General features: G+C 68.0%; 13 protein-coding genes. 9 read left to right on the plus strand and 4 right to left on the minus strand.

Annotation, left to right across the window (positions count from 1 at the left end; all coding sequences use genetic code 11):
• Nucleotides 1-132, plus strand: coding sequence for a hypothetical protein (locus IEW85_RS14540; RefSeq protein WP_268234647.1), 132 nt, complete (start codon nucleotides 1-3; stop codon nucleotides 130-132).
• On the opposite strand, the gene IEW85_RS03845 is transcribed toward IEW85_RS14540, so the two are convergent.
• A complete protein-coding gene (locus IEW85_RS03845) occupies nucleotides 116-1,501 on the minus strand; it encodes a replication-associated recombination protein A (protein WP_229658763.1) in 1,386 nt (461 codons plus the stop codon). The genes IEW85_RS14540 and IEW85_RS03845 overlap by 17 nt on opposite strands.
• A gap of 51 nt (nucleotides 1,502-1,552) precedes the next feature.
• Complete coding sequence (locus IEW85_RS03850) at nucleotides 1,553-1,855, minus strand: hypothetical protein (RefSeq protein ID WP_188682825.1); 303 nt, start codon at nucleotides 1,853-1,855, stop codon at nucleotides 1,553-1,555.
• 76 nt (nucleotides 1,856-1,931) lie between these two features.
• Between IEW85_RS03850 and IEW85_RS03855 the strand changes: the two genes are divergently transcribed.
• Both IEW85_RS03855 and IEW85_RS03860 read left to right on the plus strand, forming a co-directional pair.
• Nucleotides 1,932-2,150 (plus strand): hypothetical protein, encoded by a 219-nt coding sequence (locus tag IEW85_RS03855; protein ID WP_188682827.1) that lies wholly within the window; start codon nucleotides 1,932-1,934, stop codon nucleotides 2,148-2,150.
• Nucleotides 2,151-2,233: 83 nt separating this feature from the next.
• The gene (locus IEW85_RS03860) at nucleotides 2,234-3,472 is read left to right on the plus strand and encodes an HNH endonuclease signature motif containing protein (protein WP_188682829.1); all 1,239 of its coding nucleotides are present in this window, start codon (nucleotides 2,234-2,236) and stop codon (nucleotides 3,470-3,472) included.
• Nucleotides 3,473-3,899: 427 nt separating this feature from the next.
• On the opposite strand, the gene aspS is transcribed toward IEW85_RS03860, so the two are convergent.
• Nucleotides 3,900-5,684: an aspartate--tRNA ligase gene (aspS, locus tag IEW85_RS03865; RefSeq protein WP_188682831.1), complete on the minus strand. Its 1,785-nt coding sequence runs from the start codon at nucleotides 5,682-5,684 to the stop codon at nucleotides 3,900-3,902.
• 51 nt (nucleotides 5,685-5,735) lie between these two features.
• Nucleotides 5,736-7,091 (minus strand): histidine--tRNA ligase, encoded by a 1,356-nt coding sequence (gene hisS / locus IEW85_RS03870; protein WP_188682833.1) that lies wholly within the window; start codon nucleotides 7,089-7,091, stop codon nucleotides 5,736-5,738.
• Nucleotides 7,092-7,172: 81 nt separating this feature from the next.
• Between hisS and IEW85_RS03875 the strand changes: the two genes are divergently transcribed.
• The 6 genes from IEW85_RS03875 to aroB all read left to right on the plus strand — a co-directional run bounded on the left by IEW85_RS03875 (nucleotide 7,173) and on the right by aroB (nucleotide 14,486).
• Nucleotides 7,173-8,462 (plus strand): DUF349 domain-containing protein, encoded by a 1,290-nt coding sequence (locus IEW85_RS03875; RefSeq protein WP_188682835.1) that lies wholly within the window; start codon nucleotides 7,173-7,175, stop codon nucleotides 8,460-8,462.
• Nucleotides 8,463-8,619: 157 nt separating this feature from the next.
• On the plus strand, nucleotides 8,620-10,596 hold the full coding sequence (locus IEW85_RS03880) for an endolytic transglycosylase MltG (RefSeq protein ID WP_188682837.1): 1,977 nt from the start codon (nucleotides 8,620-8,622) through the stop codon (nucleotides 10,594-10,596).
• Nucleotides 10,597-10,598: 2 nt separating this feature from the next.
• Nucleotides 10,599-11,504: a shikimate dehydrogenase family protein gene (locus IEW85_RS03885; protein ID WP_229658764.1), complete on the plus strand. Its 906-nt coding sequence runs from the start codon at nucleotides 10,599-10,601 to the stop codon at nucleotides 11,502-11,504.
• A gap of 35 nt (nucleotides 11,505-11,539) precedes the next feature.
• Complete coding sequence (gene aroC, locus IEW85_RS03890) at nucleotides 11,540-12,781, plus strand: chorismate synthase (RefSeq protein ID WP_188682839.1); 1,242 nt, start codon at nucleotides 11,540-11,542, stop codon at nucleotides 12,779-12,781.
• Between the two features lie 2 nt (nucleotides 12,782-12,783).
• Complete coding sequence (locus tag IEW85_RS03895) at nucleotides 12,784-13,311, plus strand: shikimate kinase (RefSeq protein WP_188682841.1); 528 nt, start codon at nucleotides 12,784-12,786, stop codon at nucleotides 13,309-13,311.
• Nucleotides 13,308-14,486 (plus strand): 3-dehydroquinate synthase, encoded by a 1,179-nt coding sequence (gene aroB, locus IEW85_RS03900; protein ID WP_188682843.1) that lies wholly within the window; start codon nucleotides 13,308-13,310, stop codon nucleotides 14,484-14,486. The genes IEW85_RS03895 and aroB overlap by 4 nt, the downstream gene beginning before the upstream one ends.
• Nucleotides 14,487-14,512: the final 26 nt, after the last annotated feature.

The raw sequence follows: 14,512 nt of genomic DNA on the forward strand, positions 1-14,512 counted from the left end.
GTGCTGAGCGTGCTCTGGTGGCTGCGGAGCTTCACTGTGCTGCTGCTGGTCACGCTGGCAGTGCTGATCATCGGTGCGGCCATCTGGCGGCTGATCGTGATCAACCGCCGGGACGTCACCTTCGGCGGGTGATGTCGCGCAGCTTCTCCAGCCGCTCGGCCACAGCCCGCTCAGCACCGTTGGTGGTGGGCCGGTAATAGTCCACGCCCACCAGATCGTCTGGCGGGTACTGCTGGGCGGCCACATGGTGGGGCTCGTCATGGGCATAGACATAGCTCTTGCCATGACCCAGACGGTGGGCCCCGGAGTAGTGGGCGTCGCGCAGATGGGCCGGCACCGGGGCTCCCTTGCCTGAACGGACATCGGCGATGGCGGCATCCAGGGCCTGATAGGAGGCATTGGACTTGGGCGCGGTGGCGATATGCACTGTGGCCTGTGCCAGCAGGATTCTGCCCTCGGGCATGCCGATGAGCTGGACGGCGTCGGCCGCCGCCACGGCTGTGGTCAGTGCGCTGGGGTCCGCCATCCCGACCTCCTCGCCGGCGGCGATCACCAGGCGCCGTGCCAGGAAACGAGGATCCTCACCGGCTTCGATCATCCGAGCCAGATAGTGCAGCGCGGCATCCGGGTCCGAGCCGCGCAGAGACTTGATGAAGGCCGAGATGATGTCATAGTGCTGGTCGCCGTCCTTGTCATATCTCTGGACGGCATGATCCATGGCATGCTCGGCGTCCAGTGCGGTGATCCGGATCTGCTCGTCACCCTCCGCCCGGGCGGTGGCCACAGCGGCTGAGGCCTCCAGAGCGGTGAGCACACGGCGGGCGTCGCCGCCGGACATGCGCAGGATATGCGAACGAGCTTCATCCTCCAGCAGGAACTCATCATTGAGCCCGCGGGGCTCGGCCACAGCGCGGTCGATCAGCTCACCCAGATCATCGGATGTCAGGGGCTGAAGGGTCATCAGAAGTGACCGGGAGAGCAGCGGGGAGATCACGGAGAAAGAGGGGTTCTCCGTGGTGGCGGCCACCAGGATGACCCATCCGTTCTCCACGCCGGGCAGCAGCGCATCCTGCTGCGCCTTGTTGAAGCGGTGGATCTCATCCAGGAACAGAACAGTGGTCTTGCCACGCAGGTCACGGTCCTCCAGCGCCTGATCCATGACGCTGCGGACGTCCTTCACGCCGGCGCGGATGGCAGAGAGCTCCACGAACTTCCGGGCGGCACCGCGGGCGATGACATGGGCCAGTGTGGTCTTGCCCGTACCGGGTGGTCCCCAGAGGATCACCGAGGAGGGGCCGGCGGGGCCGCGTGACCCTTCGGAGAGTACGCGCATGGGGGAGCCCTGGTCCAGCAGATGCTTCTGGCCGACCACCTCGTCCAGAGTACGCGGACGCATCCGCACCGCCAGGGGAGTGTGGCGGCGTCGGGTGCTGCCGGTCTCCGGGGAGTCGTCTCCCTCGTCCTCCGGGCCGAAGTCATCGGCGGAGAAGAGATCGGTCACGGCGCACCTCCGGCGGTATTCGGAGAAAGATTCGAACGGGCGGAGTCCACTCTACCGCGGCTGGAGCTGCGGGGCATCGTCCTGCTGCAGTCCGGCACCCGCCAGCCCCGCCAGCCTATGGGCTCCGATGTCGGCCATATAGCGTACCTCCCGGCCCGACGAGCCCAGAGCGCTCCCGTGCTCGAAGCGGGAGAAGCAGATCCCCACGGCCGGGTCTCCCACGGTGCGGCCGGCGGTGAGGGTGACAGCACCCAGCAGCAGGAGCGAAACCCAGCAGGCGACCGGCTGGGTCAGCTCGGCGTCGAGGGTGTCTCCATGCTGGCCGAGGTGGATCTGCCAGGCGTTGGTCAGCACCGCGGCCGGAGACGATCTCCTCGGTGGGCAGCCACCGCAGCTCCTCGAGCTCCGCGGCGGCCGGGAGGTTCTCAGGATGCGGCGCGGCGGCCAGCACGTAGGCTTCGGCCTGGACCAGCTGGCCGGAATCATCGGCCGCCTCGGCGGTCTGGTGGGGTTCCTCGGCCGGTTCAGGCGTGCCTCCGGACAGCATGAACCGCTGCGTGCCGCGTCTGCGCACTGTGAGGTTCCGCTGGTCGGCATCGCAGATCACGACGGCGGCGACATGGATGATGCGGGGGTCGATCGGGGCTGAGTCCACTCGGCCAGTCGTTCATAGGGCAGCTCCCAGGGATCGTGTCACGCAGTCATGTCAGACCCCCTCCGTAGACTCAGACCATGGAAGAGACTCAGGCTCTGATCGGCGGCGAGCGGCCGGGGCATGATGTGGATGCGCTGCTCGCCTCCGCCGCTGCGCTGCAGCGTCAGGGCCGACGGACAGAGGCCGCACAGATCAGCCGGATGCTGGCATATCAGGACCATCGCGAGCGTGAGATCTCCGGACTGCAGCTGACTGCGCCGGTGCGGGAAGATGCGCGCAAGGCCGCCGTACGGGACCTCGCGCTGACGCTGAGGAGCAGCGAGCGGACGGTCACCGAGCTGCTCGCCGCCATGCGCTTCTCCCGTCGAGAGCTGCCCCGCGTATGGCGAAGCTTCGGGGAGGGGCGCACAGATGCCGCGCGGGTCCGGAGGATCGCACATGCGGCGCTGAGCCTGGAGCGACCGGAGAATGTGGAGTCCCTGGACCGGGCAGCGGCGGAGATTGTGGAGCACCGCACGCCCGGCGGCCTGCAAGCCTGGCTGAATCGGTACCTGGCGCGGCTGGATGCACGGGAGCATGCGGCGCGGTGCCGCCGCGCGGTGCAGGAGCGGTCGGTCCGTGTCATCCACGGCGAGGATGGCATGAGCCTGGTCCAGGCGCTGATCCCCACCGTGGCCGCTGCGTCCATCGAGCGGCGTCTGGCGGCTGCGGCCCGCGGCCAGCAGGTGGACCGGACGTTGGGGGATGACCGCACTCTGGCGCAGCGTGAGGCGGACCTCTTCGCCTCCTGGCTGTTGGACGGCCGGACTGAGGGCTCGCCGGTGGAGGCCAAGATCGCGATCATGATTCCGCAGGCCACGCTCAGGGGAGATTCGGAGGAGCCCGCCGTGAGTGCCGATCGCCGCTGGACTGTTCCTGCGGAGCAGGCCCGCAGGCTGGCTGGGGCTCCCGGTGCCGCCCACGAGTGGTATGAGGCGCTCTGCGGACCCGCTGAGGACCTCGGTGAGGTGCCGGACATCCTGGCAGTGCGCTATCGAGGACGCTTCGCCCCGAGCAGGCTGCGTGACGCGATCACCTTCCGCGACGGAACCTGCCGAGCGTCGGGCTGCATGGTCCCGGCCGAGCGATCCGATCTCGATCACCAGGTCCCCTGGCCCGTGGGAACCACACAGGCGGCCAATCTCTGGGCATTGTGCCGACGGCATCACCGGATGAAGACGCACGGCTTCCTCGACCCTCCGCTGAGTGCGGAGGAGGAAGAGGTGTTGCCGAGGTATCGAACTGAGCCCAGGCGTCATCCTTCGCAGGCGGCATGAGGCTCAGCCGCAGTCTCGATTCACAGCTTCCACAAGAACCCCGGTCGATGTGACGCGGGCGAAACCTCCACTCTGCAGGTTTGCGGCGGTGACCTGCATCAGGGTCCCGGCCGGTATGACGTTGCCCTCCGGGTCCTCTCAGTCGAAGGTCCGTGTCGCATCAGGTGGGACAGTGACGCTGAACCCCAGATCCGGGTTGATCGCCGCACCATCGTCGACCAGGGCGTTTCCTGAGTGGCCCGGCATGAACGGCGAGCCGGCTACTTCGCTGTCGTGGCGGATCACCACCAGAGGGAGATCTCTGCGACTCCATGTCCTGATCAGGCCGTCGATGTTCTCCTCGCATCGCTGGATGCTCTGACGGGAGACACGAAGGCCCGGCAGGAGAGGATGTCTTCCTGCCGGGCCTTGAACGTGTGTTCGGACGTCAGTTCTTGGCGTCGCCCTTGCCCTTGGGCTCCGGCTTGGCGTCCACACCGGCCTCCTTGCGCTGCTGTGAGGTGATGGGCGCCGGGGCAGCAGTCAGCGGGTCGTAGCCTCCGCCGGTCTTCGGGAAGGCGATGACCTCGCGGATGGACTCCTCGCCGGCCAGCAGGGCCACCACGCGGTCCCAGCCGAAGGCGATGCCGCCGTGCGGGGGAGCACCGAACTTCATGGCGTCCAGCAGGAAGCCGAACTTCTCCTGGGCCTCCTCCTCGGAGATGCCCATGACCTTGAAGACGCGCTCCTGCATGTCCTGGCGGTGGATACGGATGGAGCCGCCGCCGATCTCGTTGCCGTTGCAGACCAGATCGTAGGCGTAGGCCAGAGCCTCGCCCGGGTCCTGGTCGAAGGTCTCGGCGAACTCCGGCTTCGGCGCGGTGAAGGCATGGTGCACTGCCGTCCAGGCGCCCGAGCCCACGGCCACATCACCGGCGGCGGTGGCATCGGCGGCCGGCTCGAACATCGGGGCGTCGACCACCCACACGAAGGACCAGGAGTCCTCCTCGATCATGCCCAGACGCTCGGCGATCTCATTGCGGGCGGCGCCCAGCAGGCCGCGGGACGGGGTGACCTCGCCAGCGGCGAAGAAGATGCAGTCGCCGGGCTTCGCGCCCACAGCCCCGGGCAGGCCGGCCTTCTCCTCCTCGGAGAGGTTCTTGGCCACCGGGCCGCCCAGCTCACCGTCCTCCTGGATCAGCACATAGGCCAGACCCTTGGCGCCGCGCTGCTTGGCCCATTCCTGCCAGGCATCCAGGGTGCGGCGGGGCTGGTCGGCGCCGCCGGGCATGACCACAGCACCCACATAGGGGGCCTGGAACACGCGGAAGGGGGTGTCCTTGAAGTATTCGGTGAGCTCGGTGAGCTCCACGCCGAAGCGCAGATCCGGCTTATCGGTGCCGTACTTCGCCATAGCCTCGCGGTAGGTGATGTGCGGGATCGGAGTCTCGATCTCGGCGCCGATGAGCTTCCACAGACGGCGGATGAGCTCCTCGGACAGGGAGATCACATCCTCCTGCTCAACAAAGCTGGCCTCGATGTCCAGCTGGGTGAACTCCGGCTGCCGGTCGGCACGGAAGTCCTCATCCCGGTAGCAGCGGGCGATCTGGTAGTAGCGCTCCAGCCCGCCGACCTGCAGCAGCTGCTTGAACAGCTGCGGGGACTGAGGCAGCGCGTACCAGGAGCCGGGCGCCAGGCGGGCCGGCACCAGAAAGTCGCGGGCGCCCTCAGGGGTGGAGCGGGTCAGCGTGGGGGTCTCGACCTCGGTATAGGCCTGCTCGTGCAGGAACTCACGGGCCACACGGTTGGCCTCGGACCGCAGCTTCAGCGCCTTGGCCGGAGCCGGACGGCGCAGGTCCAGGTAGCGGTGCTTCAGGCGAGCCTCCTCACCCACCTCCACATGCTCATCCACTTGGAAGGGCAGGGGAGCGGCAGCGTTGAGGACCTCAACGGTGTCCGCGATGACCTCGACCTCGCCGGAGGGCAGGTTCGGGTTCTCGTTGCCCTCTGGGCGGCGCTCCACTGTGCCGGTGACCTTCAGGACGAACTCGTTGCGCAGAGGATCGAAGTCCTCCTCATCCCGCACCACGACCTGGGCGACGCCGGAGGCGTCCCGCAGATCCAGGAATGCCACCCCACCGTGGTCCCGACGGCGGGCCACCCAGCCGGTCAGGGTGACGGTCTGGCCAATATGTTCGGCGTTGATCGCGCCGGTCTCGTGTGTGCGGAGCACGGTGTCCTTCCAGAGGGGTCGTTCAGGGGATTCGGCATCCAGCCGAGGTGTTCAGACGGATTCTACAATCCGCGGAAGCATGTCATCGTCTGCGGGAGTCCAGGTGGCCGGGTCGGCGGCGGTCTGCTCACCGGAGCGGATGTCCTTGACCTCGTGGTTCCCCTCCTCATCGGTGAACCAGACGAAGGGGATGCCGCGGCGGTCGGCATGACGGATCTGTCTGCCGAACTTCTCGGCCTTCAGCGCCACCTCAGCGTTGATCCCTCGGGAGCGCAGCTGATCGGCCACATCCTGGGCCGCACCCCAATCCTCCTCGGTGCGCAGCGCCACATAGACCGCAGCGGGCACCGAGCGGGTCGCCGTCGCCATCTCCGAGGAGAGCACGCGGGCCACCAGGCGGGTCACGCCGATGGAGATCCCGACGCCGGGGAAGGTGCGCCTGCCCTTCGAGGCCAGGGACTCGTAGCGGCCGCCCGAGCAGATGGAGCCGAGGTTCTCGTGGCCCACCAGCACCGTCTCGTAGACCGTGCCGGTGTAGTAGTCCAGGCCGCGGGCGATGGACAGGTCGGCCACAGCGCGTCCGGGGACACGCTTGCCCACCTCAGCGATGAGCTCCTCGAGCTCGGCCAGACCCTCCTCCAGAAGGGCGGTATCGCCGGTCAGGCCCTCGGTCAGTGCGCGGACCTGGTCCACGAAGGACGTGTCCTCGGTGCGGATCTGAGCCAGGGCGAGAGCCTTCCGGGCCTGCTCATCGGTGGCGCCGGCAGTGGTCTTCAGGTCCTCGGCCACACGCTCGGGGCCGATCTTCTCCAGCTTGTCGATGCCGCGCAGCACCGCAGTGGTGTCCTCCAGTCCGAGGGCGGTGTAGAAGCCCTGGGCCAGCTTGCGGTTGTTGATCCGCAGGTGGAACTCGCCGATGGGCATGGAGTCCAGCGCCTGGGCGATCACCACGGCGATCTCGACATCGGCGCGGAAGGGCAGCTCGCCGTCGCCGACCACGTCGATGTCGGCCTGGGTGAACTCGCGGTAGCGCCCATCCTGGGGCCGTTCCCCGCGCCATACCTTCTGGATCTGGTGGCGGCGGAACGGGAAGTTCAGGTGTCCGGCGTTCTCCACCACATAGCGGGCGAAGGGCACGGTGTTGTCGAAGCGCAGCGCCAGCCGGCCGTCCTTCTTGGGAGCGGCGTCCTCGGCCAGCTCCTCCTGGAGGCGGGAGACGGCGTAGATCTCCTTGTCCACCTCCCCCTTCTGCAGCAGAGTCTCCAGCGTCTCCACGGCGCGGGACTCCAGAGAGGAGAAGCCATGGCGTTCGAAGACCTCACGCAGGGTGTCCAGCATATGCAGCTCCACGAGCCGTTCGGCCGGGAGCCATTCGGCGAAGCCGGAGAGTGAGGTTGAACGTGCCATAGCGGTCCGCAGCACTCCTATCAGAGGGGAGGGGGTGGGATGAGCCCGTTCATCATATCGGCAGACGGTACGCTGGTGTCCATGAGTCCCGCAGTCAAGCCAGGCCATCATGAGACTTCGCTGGAAGAAGCCCGCCAGCACGCCCGCGTCGATGAGGAGGGGCACGTCTACTCGCTCTCCTCGGACGGGGGCGAGGAGAAGTACGTCGGGCAGTACCCCGGCGCCACAGAGGATGAGGCGCTGCAGTACTTCACGCGGAAGTTCGACGACCTCTACAACCGGGTGCTGCTGCTGAAGGCCCGCGCCGCCGCCGGGGCCGACTCGGCGAAGTCGCTGCGCGAGAGCTCCGCCACGCTGCGCACCGAACTGGATGAGGGCGTGTGGGCCGGAGACATCTCGGGGCTCGCCGCTGTGCTGGATGAGACCGACTCCCAGATCACTCAGCAGGCCGAGCAGGAGAAGCAGGCCTCGGAGGAGGCCGTGGCCGAGCACCTGGCGGTGCGTGAGCGGATCGTGGCCGAGGCCGAGCAGATCGCCGACGCCGACGCCTCCACCCAGCACTGGAAGAACGCCCAGGCGCGGATGAATGAGCTCTTCGCCGCTTGGAAGGCCGAGCAGAAGAAGCCGCCGCGCCTGTCGAAGTCCCAGGAGGACCCCTATTGGAAGCGCTTCCGGGCGGCACGGACCACCTTCGACAAGAACCGCCGGGCTTTCTTCAGCCAGCGCGACCGGGACCACGCTGAGGTCAAGAAGGTGAAGGAGGAGCTCATCGCCCGGGCCGAGGAGCTGCAGAACAGCACCGAATACGGCCCGACCACCAAGGCGTACCACCGCCTGATGGACGAGTGGAAGGCAGCCGGCCGCGGCGCCCGCAAGACCGACGACGCCCAGTGGGCCCGCTTCCGTGCCGCTCAGGATGTGTTCTTCGCCGCACGCGACGCCGCCAATGCGGAGATCGACGCCGAGTACGCGGAGAACCTGAAGGTCAAGGAACAGATCCTCGAGGAGCTCGAGAAGCTCATGCCCTTCGAGAGCCCTGAGCAGGTCCGTGATCAATATCATGTGCTGCTCGGCCGCTGGGATGAGGCCGGCAAGGTGCCCCGTGGGGACATCCGCCGCATGGAGGTCGCCATCAAGCGGATCCAGGACGCATTCCGCGAGGCGGAGGACCGTCATTGGCAGCGCACCGACCCGGAGACCGAGGCGCGCGCGAATTCGATGCTGACCCAGCTCGATGAGACCATTGCTGAGCTTCAGACCGAGCTCGGCGCCGCGCAGAAGGCCGGTGACGACACGCGCATCAAGGCGGCTGAAGAGGCCCTCGAGGCACGCCGCAGCTGGCGCGAGATGCTGGTCAAGAACGCTGACTGAGGGTCGCTCGGCCCGGGGTGCTCGCGGGTAGGCCTGCGAGCACAGAAGGTCACGGATAGATTACGATGGACAGGTCAGAGGCAGAGGACTGTCTGACTGTGCCCAGCGAACATTGGCCTGAAGAGTATTGCCGTCGACTTTCAGTGAGGACCCCCGCGTGAGCGATGAACAGCCGCATGAGGTGGGCTCCCGTCGTCGCCGTCGCGAGATCCGCGAGGCGCGGGAGCGCGCAGCTGCAGCAGAGCGCGAGCGGGAAGAGTCCCTGCGGCGTCGGTTGAGCTTCGATGAGGCTCTCCGCGAAGAGGAGGGGGAGAAGTCCGCTCCCCGCAAGCCCGTCACCCGGTCCGAGGCAGGCTCCTCCGATGAGGTCTTCGACCAGAGCATCTTCGACCAGGAGGCGCCGCAGCAGAAGGCGGCCAGCTCCAACGGTGCCCGGCAGAAGAAGAGCGCCTCCCGCGCGGGGGTACGAGGAACCCGTCAGCCCAGTCCGGTGGAGACCGGCGCAGCCCGCCGCAGCCCAGCTCCGAAGAGCAGCGCATCCAGCGCAGAATCCCCGGCACCCTCTCGACGCCGCGCTCAGCTGGAGGCCGCGCAGTCGCCGGCTCAGCTGCAGAAGCAGGAGATGCCGAAGCCGCTTCCGGTCAGCAGCGTCCACGCACCCGCCGCAGGAGCCTCCGCCGCGCAGAACCAGCCGGCAGACACTCCGGAGGAGCCAGAGCCCGCACGTCCGGCCGCCACCCCCGCAGAGCCCTTCGAGTCCGTGGTCTCCCCGCACCGTGCAGCGTCCCCGGCGGAGCCCCATGAGGAGGGCCCGGTGGAGCTCCACGAGGATCGCCCCCGCGACTTCCTGGATGACCATCTGGAGGATGATGAGCAGTTCCAGGAGCGCATCGAGCATGATGAGGACGGCACCCCGCTGCTCATCTCCTCCTCCAGCTACGGCCGCGGCTACCAGACCGTCACCCCGGTGGACAGCAGCGTGAGCCGCACTGTCCTTCAGCGGCGCCGTCAGCGCCGGCGTCGTCGCAACCTGACCCTGGCCGCGGCTCTGGCCGGCTTCACCGTGCTGGTCATCGGCTTCGTCTGGGCGGTGGGCGCCTTCCTCGGCGGAGGCGGTCCGGAGGACTATGACCAGGTGGCCGGAGACACGGTGGAGTTCACCGTGACCGAGGGCGACGTCCCGGAGGCCATCTTCAACCGCCTGGTGGATGAGGAGATCGTCGCCAGCGAAGAGGCGCTGAACGAGGCCTGGTCGGCCTGGCAGGCCGAGGGCGGCGATGACCTGCTGCGCACCGGCGATTTCGCCCTCTACGAGGAGATGCCGGCCGAAGACGCCATCGCCGCGATCTTCGACGGTGAGGAAGCCTCCCACTACTTCAGCATCAACTCCGGTATGCGCATCGATGATGTGCTCGACGCCATCGCCGAGCAGACCGGCGTGGACCGCCGCGAGCTCAGCGAGATCAACGAGAACCCGCAGCAGCTCGGCCTGCCTGAGGGGGCAGAGACCCTCGAGGGCTATTTGGCCGTGGGCGAGTACAGCCCCACGGTGGAGGCCAGTGCCGAGGAGATCCTGCGGGAGCCCGTTGAGCGCACCTTCGAAGAGCTCGAGGAGCTCGGAGTCGAGGAGGGCGAGCAGTTCGAGCTCATCACCAAAGCCTCCTTGGTCACCGCAGAGGCGCACTACGACGCCGACGGCGGCGACTACGCCACCATCGCCGGTGCCATCGAGAACCGTCTCGAGGAACAGGGCGATGAGGACAGCGAGACGGAGGGCTACCTCCAGATCGACGCCGCGGTGATCTACGGACTCGGCACCCAGCAGATCCACTTCACCGATGAAGAGCGTGAGGACGCAGACAACGAGTACAACACCTACCAGCACACCGGGCTGACCCCGGGGCCCATCGAGGCTCCTCATCCGGAGGCTCTGGCGGCGGTGGCCGATCCCGATGCGAACGATTATCTCTACTGGGTCACGGTGGACCTGGAGACCGGCGAGACGCTCTTCGCCACCACCTACAGCGACCACCAGGAGAACGTGCAGATGCTCAACGAGTACTGCGAGGAGAACTCCGAGATCTGCTCCGGCGAGCCCGCCGAGCAGGCCGAAGCCGTCGAGCCCGGAGAATGATCGTGACCGCATCCACCACCCCTGGATCCATGGGGCGGGCGGCGGTGCTCGGTCACCCGATCGGGCACTCTCAGTCCCCGCTGCTGCATGCCGCGGCCTACGGCCACCTCGGCCTGGACATCGATTACACGCGCATCGACCTCCAGGAGGAGGGCGTGGAGGAGTTCCTCGCCGCCTACGCTCACGAGCAGGGCTGGTTGGGCTGGTCGGTGACCATGCCGCTGAAGGCGGCGATGGTCTCGCACATGGCGGTCACCTCCTCCCGGGTGAAGACCCTGGGCGTGCTCAACACCGTGATCCGTCAGGCCGATGGGAGCCTCCACGGGGAGAACACTGATGTGGACGGCATCGTGGAGGCTCTGCGTGAGGCCGGGCTGGGCTCTGTGTCCGCAGGGCAGTCTTCGGAGAGGCCGTTGGGCATCCTCGGCGCCGGTGCGACCGCCTCGGCGGCACTGGCCGCGGCGGCGGAGCTCGGCAGCACCGAGGTGTGCGTCTACGCCCGATCGCCTGAGCGCGCTGCGAGCCTGGCGCCGGTGGCCCAAGTTCTGGGGCTTCAGCTCACCCTGCGGCCCAGTGCGGAGTTCGTCGTGGAGGCCCCCTCGCTGAGTGCTGCCATCTCCACGCTGCCCCCGCGCGCCGCAGACGGCCTGGCCGAGGAGTTCGCCGCGGTCGGGAACCTTGCCGGGATCCCGCTGCTGGACGTCGCCTATGACCCCTGGCCCTCGCAGCTCGCCCTGGGATGGGAGCGCGCCGGCGGCACAGTGGTCAGCGGACTGGTCATGCTGCTGCACCAGGCGGTGCGGCAGGTGGAGCTCTTCACCGACGGTGCGCAGGCCCCTGCGGCCGCCCAGTCGGCAGAGGATCACTCTGCCATGGTTCATCAGATGAGAAGCGCCCTGGGACTGTGACGTCCCCGGGCACAGGCACGGATAGGATGGGGTCCATGTTGCGTTGGCTGACCTCCGGAGAATCACACGGAAAATCACTCGTCGGAATCCTTGAGGGGCTTCCCGCCGGAGTGCGACTGACCAGTCAGATGGTCCAGGACACCCTGGCCCGTCGCCGGTTGGGCTATGGCCGCGGTGCGCGGATGAAGTTCGAGCAGGACCAGGTCACCATGCTGGCCGGCGTCCGCCACGGCATCACCCAGGGCGGCCCGCTGACCATCGAGGTCGGCAACACTGAGTGGCCCAAATGGGAGAAGGTCATGAACCCGGACCCGGTGGATCCCGCCGAGCTGGAGGGCCTGGCCCGCAACGCTCCGCTGACCCGCCCGCGCCCCGGTCACGCCGACTACACCGGCATGCAGAAGTACGGCTTCTCCGAGGCCCGTCCCGTGCTGGAGCGCGCCTCCGCCCGTGAGACCGCCACCCGCGTGGCCCTGGGCACCGCAGCCCAGGCCTTCCTGGCCGAGCTGGGCATCCGGACCGTCTCCCACACCACCGTCATCGGCCCCGTGGAGGTTCCGGAGGATGCTTCGGTGCCGCATGCCGATGATGTCGACGCCCTCGACGCCGACCCGCTGCGCTGCTTCGACGCCGCCACCTCCGAACGGATGGTGGCCGAGGTGGACGACGCCCATAAGGCGGGGGAGACTCTCGGCGGCGTCGTGGAGGTCGTCGTGGACGGCCTGCCCCCGGGACTGGGCAGCTATGTCCACTGGGACCGCCGACTCGACGCACGCCTGGCCGGAGCCCTGATGGGCATCCAGGCGATCAAGGCAGTGGAGGTCGGAGACGGCTTCCGGACCACTCGGCGTCGCGGCACCCAGGCCCACGATGAGATCGAGCGGGGCGAGGACGGCACGCTGCGCCGCGACGGCAATAAGGCCGGCGGCGTGGAGGGCGGCATGAGCGTCGGCGGCATGCTGCGCGTGAGTGCAGGCATGAAGCCCATCGCGACCGTCCCGCGCGCCCTGCGCACAGTCGACACCGCCAGCGGTGAGGAGACCACCGCCCACCACCAGCGCTCCGATGTCTGCGCCGTGCCTGCGGCCGGCGTCGTGGCCGAGGCCATGGTGGCCCTGGTGATCGCCCAGGCCGTGCTGGAGAAGTTCGGCGGGGACTCTGTGGCCGAGGTTCGCCGCAATATGGAGAGCTACCTCGCGAACCTGCCCGTGGTGGGGGAGAACCCGGAGGCAGCAGGCAGCGCCGGCGACCCCCTCCAGGCGCCCGCAGGTTTCTGAGCATGTCCAACATTGTGCTCATCGGTCCGATGGGCTCGGGCAAGTCCACTGTGGGCGCCGCCCTGGCCCGACGGCTCGGCCGGCCCCATGTGGACTCCGACCACTTCTTCGTGGCCCGCTACGGCCCTATCCCGGACTACTTCACCACCCACGGTGAGAAGGACTTCCGGGAGCGGGAGCACCGGGTGGTCGCGGAGCTGCTGGACTCGCCCCGGCCCTCGGTCATCAGCCTGGGCGGCGGTGCGGTGATGGACGAGCGCACCCGCGCGCTGCTGGGCGAGCAGATGGTGATCATGCTCGACATCACGGAGGAGCAGGCCGCCCTGCGCATCGGCGACGGGACCACACGCCCGGTGCTCGGAGACGAGCCCATGGAGGCCTGGAAGCGCATCTACGCCGAGCGCGAGGGCATCTACCGGGCCTGTGCAGATATGGTTCTCCCAGCCGATGATGAGAGCATCGAAACCAGGGTAGATACCATAGTTGCCAGACTGAACCCCACCCCATCAGGAGATGACACCACTCCATGAGCCACGAGGCTGAGAACGGAACTCCCCAGACCGAGCCCGAACCGACGGTGATCAGGGTCGGCCAGAGCGGGGATGCCGGACAGGAGGTGGGCAGCGCCGGTGCCGGATCCTATGACGTACTCGTGGGCAACGGGCTGCTCGCCAAGCTCCCCGAGATGATCGGCGCTCAGGCCGAGCGCGTCCTGGTCATCCACCCGCGTGCCCTGCGCGCCACCGGCGATGTGGTCCGTGAGGACCTCGAGAAGGCCGGCTACACCGCCATGGTCGCCGAGATCCCCGACGCCGAAGAGGGCAAGCACATCCAGGTGGCCGCATTCTGCTGGCAGGTCCTGGGGCAGAACGACTTCACCCGCTCCGATGCGGTGGTCTCCGTGGGTGGAGGTGCGGTGACCGACGTCGCCGGCTTCGTCGCCGCCACCTGGCTGCGCGGGGTGCGTGTGGTCCATATGCCCACCACGCTGCTGGGCATGGTGGACGCCGCCATCGGCGGCAAGACCGGCATCAACTCTGCCGAGGGCAAGAACCTGGTGGGCTCCTTCCACCACCCCGCCGGCGTGCTGGCCGATCTGGACACTCTGCTGACCCTGCCGCGCAATGAGCTGGTGGCCGGTCTGGCCGAAGTCGTGAAATGCGGCTTCATCGCCGATGAGAAGATCCTGGAGATCATCGAGTCGGCCCCGGATCAGGCCCAGAATCCGCACTCCTGGCAGCTGCGGGAGCTCATCGAGCGCGCCATCACCGTCAAGGCCGGTGTGGTCGGAGAGGACCCCAAGGAGTCCGGCGTCCGCGAGTCCCTGAACTACGGACACACCCTGGCCCACGCCATCGAGCTGGCCGAGCGCTACCAGTGGCGCCACGGCGCTGCGGTGGCCGTGGGCATGGTCTTCGCCGCCGAGCTGGCCCGCAGCCTGGGCCGCCTGGACGATGAGACCGCGGACCGCCACCGGAACATCCTGACCTCCCTGGGCCTGCCCACCACCTACCGGGACGACCGCTGGTCCCAGCTGCTGGAGGGCATCCGCCGGGACAAGAAGAACCGCGGCGACCAGCTGCGCTTCGTGCTGCTGAACGGCCAGGGACGCCCGGCCACAGTGGAGATCCCGGACGCCTCGATCCTGTTCACCACGTACCAGGAGATCGCCGAGCCGGTCACCGGCACCACGGTGACCATCTAGGGTCCTGCCAGAGACACTGTAGAATT

Source organism: Nesterenkonia cremea (assembly GCF_014642675.1).
GTDB lineage: Bacteria > Actinomycetota > Actinomycetes > Actinomycetales > Micrococcaceae > Nesterenkonia > Nesterenkonia cremea.

Excerpts from the sequence above, each read along its gene's own strand:
- IEW85_RS03855 (WP_188682827.1), top strand. The coding sequence starts at position 1,932 with ATGCGGCGCGGCGGCCAGCACGTAGGCTTCGGCCTGGACCAGCTGGCC.
- IEW85_RS03860 (WP_188682829.1), top strand. The coding sequence starts at position 2,234 with ATGGAAGAGACTCAGGCTCTGATCGGCGGCGAGCGGCCGGGGCATGAT.
- hisS (WP_188682833.1), bottom strand. The coding sequence starts at position 7,091 with ATGGCACGTTCAACCTCACTCTCCGGCTTCGCCGAATGGCTCCCGGCC.
- IEW85_RS03875 (WP_188682835.1), top strand. The coding sequence starts at position 7,173 with ATGAGTCCCGCAGTCAAGCCAGGCCATCATGAGACTTCGCTGGAAGAA.
- aroC (WP_188682839.1), top strand. The coding sequence starts at position 11,540 with ATGTTGCGTTGGCTGACCTCCGGAGAATCACACGGAAAATCACTCGTC.
- IEW85_RS03895 (WP_188682841.1), top strand. The coding sequence starts at position 12,784 with ATGTCCAACATTGTGCTCATCGGTCCGATGGGCTCGGGCAAGTCCACT.
- aroB (WP_188682843.1), top strand. The coding sequence starts at position 13,308 with ATGAGCCACGAGGCTGAGAACGGAACTCCCCAGACCGAGCCCGAACCG.